8 protein-coding genes are annotated in these 7,476 nt (G+C 44.3%); 3 read left to right on the plus strand and 5 right to left on the minus strand.

Annotated features, from left to right (window positions below):
- The 5 genes from B4K20_RS16640 to B4K20_RS16660 all read right to left on the minus strand — a co-directional run.
- A partial coding sequence (locus tag B4K20_RS16640) for a pilus assembly protein (RefSeq protein WP_289283777.1) occupies window positions 1-3,140 on the minus strand: 3,140 nt, incomplete at its 3' end.
- A 4-nt stretch (window positions 3,141-3,144) separates the two neighbouring features.
- A complete protein-coding gene (locus tag B4K20_RS16645) occupies window positions 3,145-3,669 on the minus strand; it encodes a pilus assembly PilX family protein (RefSeq protein ID WP_286305630.1) in 525 nt (174 codons plus the stop codon).
- On the minus strand, window positions 3,666-4,757 hold the full coding sequence (locus B4K20_RS16650; RefSeq protein ID WP_289283778.1) for a PilW family protein: 1,092 nt from the start codon (window positions 4,755-4,757) through the stop codon (window positions 3,666-3,668). The genes B4K20_RS16645 and B4K20_RS16650 overlap by 4 nt, the downstream gene beginning before the upstream one ends.
- Complete coding sequence (pilV, locus tag B4K20_RS16655) at window positions 4,754-5,215, minus strand: type IV pilus modification protein PilV (protein ID WP_289283779.1); 462 nt, start codon at window positions 5,213-5,215, stop codon at window positions 4,754-4,756. The genes B4K20_RS16650 and pilV overlap by 4 nt, the downstream gene beginning before the upstream one ends.
- The gene (locus B4K20_RS16660; RefSeq protein ID WP_289244606.1) at window positions 5,212-5,745 is read right to left on the minus strand and encodes a GspH/FimT family pseudopilin; all 534 of its coding nucleotides are present in this window, start codon (window positions 5,743-5,745) and stop codon (window positions 5,212-5,214) included. The genes pilV and B4K20_RS16660 overlap by 4 nt, the downstream gene beginning before the upstream one ends.
- Before the next feature lie 291 nt (window positions 5,746-6,036).
- Here B4K20_RS16660 and flgB point away from each other — a divergent pair, with 291 nt between their 5' ends.
- The 3 genes from flgB to B4K20_RS16675 all read left to right on the plus strand — a co-directional run.
- On the plus strand, window positions 6,037-6,441 hold the full coding sequence (gene flgB, locus B4K20_RS16665; protein WP_286305626.1) for a flagellar basal body rod protein FlgB: 405 nt from the start codon (window positions 6,037-6,039) through the stop codon (window positions 6,439-6,441).
- A 5-nt stretch (window positions 6,442-6,446) separates the two neighbouring features.
- Entirely contained in the window at window positions 6,447-6,860 is a 414-nt protein-coding gene (gene flgC / locus B4K20_RS16670; protein WP_286305625.1) for a flagellar basal body rod protein FlgC, read from the plus strand.
- Between the two features lie 13 nt (window positions 6,861-6,873).
- The coding region (locus B4K20_RS16675; protein ID WP_289283780.1) for a flagellar hook assembly protein FlgD at window positions 6,874-7,476 on the plus strand (603 nt) is incomplete at its 3' end.

Raw genomic sequence — 7,476 nt, forward strand, 5'->3', positions numbered from 1 at the left:
ATTTTATCTGATTCTGAGGCCGATATTGTCCGATAATTCGTGCCTAGAATCGTAAATTCAGCCATTGCCCGTTTATTGAGTTGAGCCCGAGAAAATGCATAACGTGTATAGGAGGATGTATCAGCATCATATACTCTCGGATCCCAAATAGCGTAAAAACTTTGTGTAACTTGATCAACCGGAGTATTGTCGCCAACTTCAAAATATTTACCGGTACCAAATAAAAGTAAATAGCCATTTTTTTCGTTATGAAGCTCTACTTTAACTGGTGTTGTAATTGGTTGAATGTTGTCTTTGTTACAGCTTGTCCCGAAACACGCCGAGTATAACGGCAGTGGCTTATTAGTATCCGCATCTCTGTATGTAAAGTCCCAGTCATTCTTATTATTGCTACCAATTTCAATGCTCCAAACATTACCAAACATATCGCCGGCATAAATCAGATCGGTGGTGCCATCTTGGTTTGTGTCGATAGCTGTCGGCGTGGCGATTCCATTTGGTCTAAACTGTTCGGTTGGATCCTCATTTTTGCCTGTTTGTGTATCAAACTTACGAATCAGGCTACCGGTTTCTATATCTACGATATAGATATAACCATTGCCATCTTCACTGTCATGGCTTGCATTATTTGCACTGCCATCAGCGTCATTATCAAAAGTATTGTTGTACCCGCCACTAAATAAGGCCGCCCATTTACCGTTATTCAAACGAACAATATTTGCTTGTCCCATGGTGTATCCCATATCGGGATCATTCTTATCGGTAAATTCCCACAACACTTTTTTAGCTGATTCTGTTTCATTTGAAAATGCTGAAGGATCCGTAATATCTAAGGCAAAGTAACCTTGACCACCCGCACCAAGACCTGAAACAAGTACTGTATGCCAGCTGCCATCAAAAAAGGCATCCACAACAGTCGGACTGGCATCAACGTAATATTTGTGTGAGTAGCTGGGGGATGATAATTCTTTCAAGTTGTCATAGACACTATTCGGGACGTAGGCAAACTTTTCAACTCCAGAATCAGCATCAAACGCATGCAACATACCATCATTCGCCCCTACATAAATCATAGCGGTTCGGTTCAGATAGGTGCTGACAAACTCAGAATATAGGACAGAATCTTCTGGCTCATCATCTTCTGATCTATTGCCCCATTGATCGTAATAATCTGATCTAGGAGGACCAAGTAACACTGGAGAGGAATTAATAATATCGCCAAGTAATTTAGTTCGTGTTCTATAGATACCCTCAGATTTACTCTGTTCTTTCGATTGGTTACCACGCAGATAATTCAATACATCTTCGCTACCTAATGATAATTTTTGACTAGAATTCAATGCATTCCAGTCAAATGCATAACCATTATTACCATCAGAGGTGAATATCACACGTTGATTAGCGCTTGGAATTTTATTAGCAGCATCCCACAATGCTGAAGGTAATAATTGTCCATCGTCATCAAAGCCAAACGCTAGTAGTCGTCCTGTCCAGTCGCCACTGTTAAAACGGGCTTGATAGACTTTACTGTCACTAGTTATGGCACCCGAGTTAACGGCAACAGCAGCGGAGGACGAAGTTCTCGATGTGATATTTTGTAAAATGCCAGCAAGTGATTCGGCAAACTCATCAGGATCAGCAGCACTGAAAAAATTACCATGACTATTGACTGCAGCATGCCATAAGTCATCTATTTTTGCTGGGTTTGAACTTCCCGGGTCAGGCCATGATTTGGTCGGAGGGGTGGCTGAAAGAGCGTCTAAATCATTCTCTGGGTCGAGTGAGCCTTTGACCCCGAGCCCCACGGTGAATGTGACCATGTGTTGCCAAAATGCTGGATCTTCTGTGTTGGTTGGTACTTCATTTTCTAAGTCTGTCCGAAGATCCCGTTTCCAGTAGTGCATGGCTGTATCAGCCAGTGTATTTGACCATGAGTCAGAGAAAGGGGGAGATGCAATGTACGTATAATCGTCATCATTGGGACCACTGATGGCGGTGCCGTTGCTATTATCGACATTTCCAAGCCCAGGGCTGCCGCCATTCCAGTAGCCATCTGTAGTAAGAATATGATAGCTCTGACGACAAGTCAGGTGAGTAGAGGAGTCATCAGTACCTGGGGTAGCTCCCCATGGTCCTCTGTTGTCGGTTCTTTCGTAATATTGGCCTACACTGGCTGCAGCTGATCTGAGAGGTGTCCCGTAATTGTTAATCACATGATCGTAGAGGTTATCGTAAAATGCGGTCCTGTTTGCACCGCTAAATTTTCTGACGCCTCTGATGAGAGCTCTGTTACTGCTGACACCATCGATAGTGCGGCTACCCTCGTTTATTGCAGCAAAACCGACACGGGAATTTTCAGATTGGGTGGCAAATGCGCGGCCTACACCAGCACGAGCTGTCAAAATTCTTGAGCGGTAATATTGAAACCAGTTAGCAAAGTTTTGTATTTCTTCATCACGAGTTCGAGTCGTACCGTTTGGACTGGTGAATGTTGTACTAGCTGAAGTGGAGTCGGTAATTCTTACCCGTGTATAGCGAGAGCGATCTAATCGCAATGCCTCTGAGTCAGAAGCGCTGCCATTGTATTTGTAGTATGTGATGGGCCAAAAACTATGGTTACCATTGCATGGGTCTCCATAAGCACTACCGAGGCTACTGCCATGTTTGAACCAGCATGAATATTGTGTTTGTTGAGTTTTTAAGTTGATACTTCCACGTGAAGGATCGGCCGGATTATATAGCGCAGCTGATGGATTCGCATTTCCCATACTCGTGCCATCAGCCTTACTCCAAGGCACATAAGTCACATCTGGATTGTAGAACACTGCGTTGTTGACAGATGAGCGTGAAAAGAAGTTATGGACGTTATCGTCATCAAAGTTTGGTACCTGGTTACTGTAGGTAACACCACCATAAAGACTGGACGGTCTAGGGAACAGGTAATTCGCATAATGTAAATTCTCATCAGGCATGACCTCCCATTGCATGGAACCTGAATCATCAAGTGTAAACATGATATTCGGTGCAACCACACCACCGAGATAGAGTGGCACATTACTGATGTTGAGATTAGCTGCTGAAGATGTCAGCGAGTAAATACCCAATAATACGAGCGCTGTGAAAGAGGATAATTTATTCATATTTTTACCTCATACGAACGACAGACTGTAAAAGGACCACGGATTGCACTGAGCCACCCACACCGCGGGCAGTAACGCGGTAGAACTTAGCACCACCTTGTTGCTGGTCTCGAGGCTTATTACCGTTACTATTTCCGGGTTTTATAATTTCTTCAATGACATAACGTGGTGGGCTGACAGCACCTTGTGGTTGGGTGGCGGCTGTGCCATTTGCAGTCCACCAGGCGGCGTTACGTTGAAGCCACCAAGGGGTCGCATCTGTGCCGACAGGATCCATAGATTGTTTGGTCCAACACCCGGGGGCACCAGTATCGGAACAAATTGGCAGATTAACCCAGTTTAAGACGGTACCTTCACCAGCTCGTAACGCCACTTCAGCTGCTTTAAACGCTATATCTCTGTCAATTTGATTAGCTGCCATTTTTTCTTCCATGACACCTGTACGCATGGCAAAGATTCCTATCATGGTCAGCAATAACAGCATAATGAGACTGACAATCAAGGCCGCACCTGATTGTTGAATTTTCATAATATACGGTTCCTGAGCGTTATTGTTTTGGTAAAGACTTGCCTCAACCTGCCGTCATCTGGGGTGATGACATTGCCCTCGAGGGTATAGGTGCCATCCCCTAATGCCACATTATCATTTTGTTGAGGGTCAATATTGATCATGACTAAGGAGATGCGAACACTGATAACCTGCTCCCAGTCAGCCACTGCATTTGCTTTGACATATTGGTCTACACTACCGTTATTGCTGGTATCGACACCATACTCCACCTGCATCTGTTCGACACCTTCGATAAGTACATCTGGATTTTTTCCTAGCACCATCTGATAAAGAGAAGGGTAATTACTGGGGCCATTTCGAATAAAAAAAGTATGTGTAGTGATGGTATTTAACCAGCCCTGACTTAGGCCAGATAGTCCCAAGTCAACTCTACTATTTCCAGGTGTACCGATACCTGTTTCATGTTCAAGATTGCCGTCTACTGAGGGATCATTGGTCACCTGAAAAATCACGCTATTATTGCAGTCAGAAGCAATCACGATGTTAGCACACTCACCAGGCTTTGCTTCTGTCGCCGGATCGCAGTCATCCAGAGGATTATCCTGTGGAATTTTAACCGGAGCAGAGGGGCCTAAACTGCTATCGAAATGACTCACTTCAATAAAGACATTGCTCACTGTACGTAAGGTAAATACATCACTACCTGCTATCGCTTGATTGATTCCAGCAGGTAATGCGGGAGACCAGCCACCGTTGTTATCTGCTTCGTGGCCTAAGACTGGGGCACCACCTATGTCCCAGAAATAATTATTTGCCGTGTTCAGATTATTGACTAGGCTTCTACCTGTACCCCCTGAATTTCTTCCTGTAGCCCCTCTATTCCCTGTAGGGATAGAGTTACAACCGATGTAACCGGCGCGGTCTAAAAGCGATGAAATGTGATGAATTGCATAGCGTCCATCTTCTTGCATGCGCGCTTTCATATCTTGTACACGATAGGTTTGACGCGTACTAACGAATAACTCTATTACCCCAGCAATCAGTAAAAGGCCTATGACAAGTGCCACCATCAATTCGACTAGAGAAAACCCTTTTTCTTTATTCATATTGCACTTTCCAGAACCATTGTCGAGGTCGCATAGTCACCATAATTAGTATTCTCATCACCAATTTGAATATCTGACCATCTCACCGTGATCGTACAAATGAAGGGCTGGTTCACAAGAAAGTTGCCACACACAATTTGTCCTTCACCTGCAGGAAGATAGGCTGATAAAGCCGCTCGCCATTCTCGAACATCCGTATCAGAAACACTATTGCCAGCTGGCGTTGCCCCATTAAAAAGGATGTCATAGTTTTTTGCATAGGTTGCCGTGGTATTGGCTTTCATGCGCTCTAGTATGCTGCCAGCAAGAATATTAGCTTGGGTTTTGAGGCCTGCGGTTGAGTTGGCCTTGAGGGTGGTGACTTGTAAATGTGCCATACCAAGTAAACCTATAGCTAAGACAAATACTGCCACCATAACTTCCAGTAAGGTAAAGCCGGTTTGTTGACGTCTCATCATGGGCAAACATTCCCGATAGAAATTCTGCTACTACCTGACTGGTTCACGGTAATAATTCTTTCATTGCTGCCTGTCGAGCAAAAAGTGATATTGCCATTTGGGAAACCTAGTGTGGATAGAATTTCACCTGTCGGCATAAACCGAAATCCACTGCCTGTATTTCCGGCAGCGACTGACGTAACGCTGTCCAATGCATTTTGTTGAGATAGAAAGCAATCCTGATTCTCTGCACAAACTGCCCCTACATCTCCAAGCGATTCATCAGCATCCCAGTCAGTAAATACATTCCAACCACTACTCCAGTCACCATTGGTAATCGGTAGCATGGTGACTTGAATGCCTCTTCTGATAGCTTCGCTGCGTGCCAGTTGCATGGTGCCCATAAAATCATTTGCTGTCGTGATAAGGCGGTGGTCTCGAATCATTTGAGAAAAACTAGGGGCAGCAATAGCTAATATGATGGCTGCAACAGCGAGTGTTACCATCAATTCAACTAAAGTAAATCCTTGATTAATTTTGTCTTTTACCACGTCGTATCGTCCTCTCCATGTGGTCGGTTTTAGTCTTATTTATTTTCTCAGTCAAGCTTCAATCAATAGACTTTGTGGGGCTTGTCTCATATTTTGAAAAATAACGGTGAATATCAGCCATATCGTCATTTTAAAGTGTAGCAACATGGCGGCAATAGGGGGAAATCTTTGCCGCCATGTTCGACCAATATGTTGCCGAATTCTTATCTGTTTATCGGCAATTCATGAGCTTAGTTTAGTTGGCACGTTAAATGCTGAAGGACAATTGTAAATGAGGATGGAGGCGTACAGATGCCGATTAATTTTGATAGTGCGATTGGAGTTCATGCTGATGCATTGCGGGTGCGATCACAGCGTGCAGAGTTACTGGCCAGCAATATGGCTAATGCTGATACGCCTAATTACAAAGCTCAGGATATTGATTTTAAAGAGACTTTGAAGAATGCGATGGCAGGATCTTCTCCTAGCCAACTGAACACGACGAATAACAAACACTACGCCACTAATCCGGAATCTAATGGGCTTATGGGACCCATCCAATATCGAGTGGCCACTCAGGACTCACTTGATGGCAATAGTGTCGATGAGGAGGTTGAGCAGGCACAGTTTATGCAGAATGCTGTTCAGTATCAGGCCAGCCTTCAGTTTTTGGGTGGCAAGTTTAGTTCGATGACACGAGCACTGAAAGGAGAGTAGGCACTATGTCTTTATTTAATATTTTTGATATTGCCGGTAGTGGCATGAGTGCTCAGTCTCTGCGTCTGAACACAACAGCAAGTAATCTAGCGAATGTGGACAGTGTCAGTAGCAGTGTTGATCAAACATACAAAGCCAGACAACCGGTCTTTGCGACCGTACTTGATGATGTTCAGGAAGGTTACAAGCAGGGTGCAGTGCAAGTTCAGGGAGTGGTTGAAAGCCAGGCACCTGTGAGACAGGAATACAACCCAAGTCATCCAATGGCAAACGAAGATGGCTATATTTTCCACTCTAATGTGGATCCAATTACCGAAATGGCAAATATGATGTCCGCGTCACGTTCCTATCAAAACAACGTTGAAATCGCGAATACCTCAAAACAATTGCTGTTAAGAACATTACAGTTAGGGCAATAAGGAGGGGTGAAAGATGGCTGTGAGCGGCGTTAACGATAACAATCCGTATGCATTCTTGAACTCAAATCGTTCAGAAGAAACCAAAAAAGATCCTGGCACATTGGGCATGGAAGATTTTATGTCCTTGATGACCACCCAATTAAAGTATCAGGATCCAATGAACCCCATGGAAAATGGTGATTTTCTTGGACAAATCGCATCTTTTGCTCAGGTCACAGGCTTATCTGACTTGCAGGATTCGTTCTCTACTTTTTCTAACTCGATGCAGTCTAACCAAGCACTGCAGGGATCATCATTAGTAGGACGTAAAGTACTACTTCCATCTTCAATCGGTAATTTAACGGCAACAGATGGTATGTCCGGGCGGATAAATGTTGCCGATCCTGTCACGGATCTAAAAGTGAATATTTACGACGAGGCTGGCGTGGTGGTTCGTACCATCGAAATGGGTGCTGCTTCGGGCTATACCGATTTCACCTGGGATGGATTTGACGACAATGGTGAGGCCTTACCAGAAGGTGTTTATCAGTTTAAAGCCTCGGGTACGGTAGACGGATCTAACACGGCTTTTGCCACCGGGGTTATGGCTCAGGTATCGAGTGTATCCATTAGCTCG

This window comes from Methylophaga sp. UBA5088 (assembly GCF_002414625.1).
Lineage (GTDB): Bacteria > Pseudomonadota > Gammaproteobacteria > Nitrosococcales > Methylophagaceae > Methylophaga > Methylophaga marina.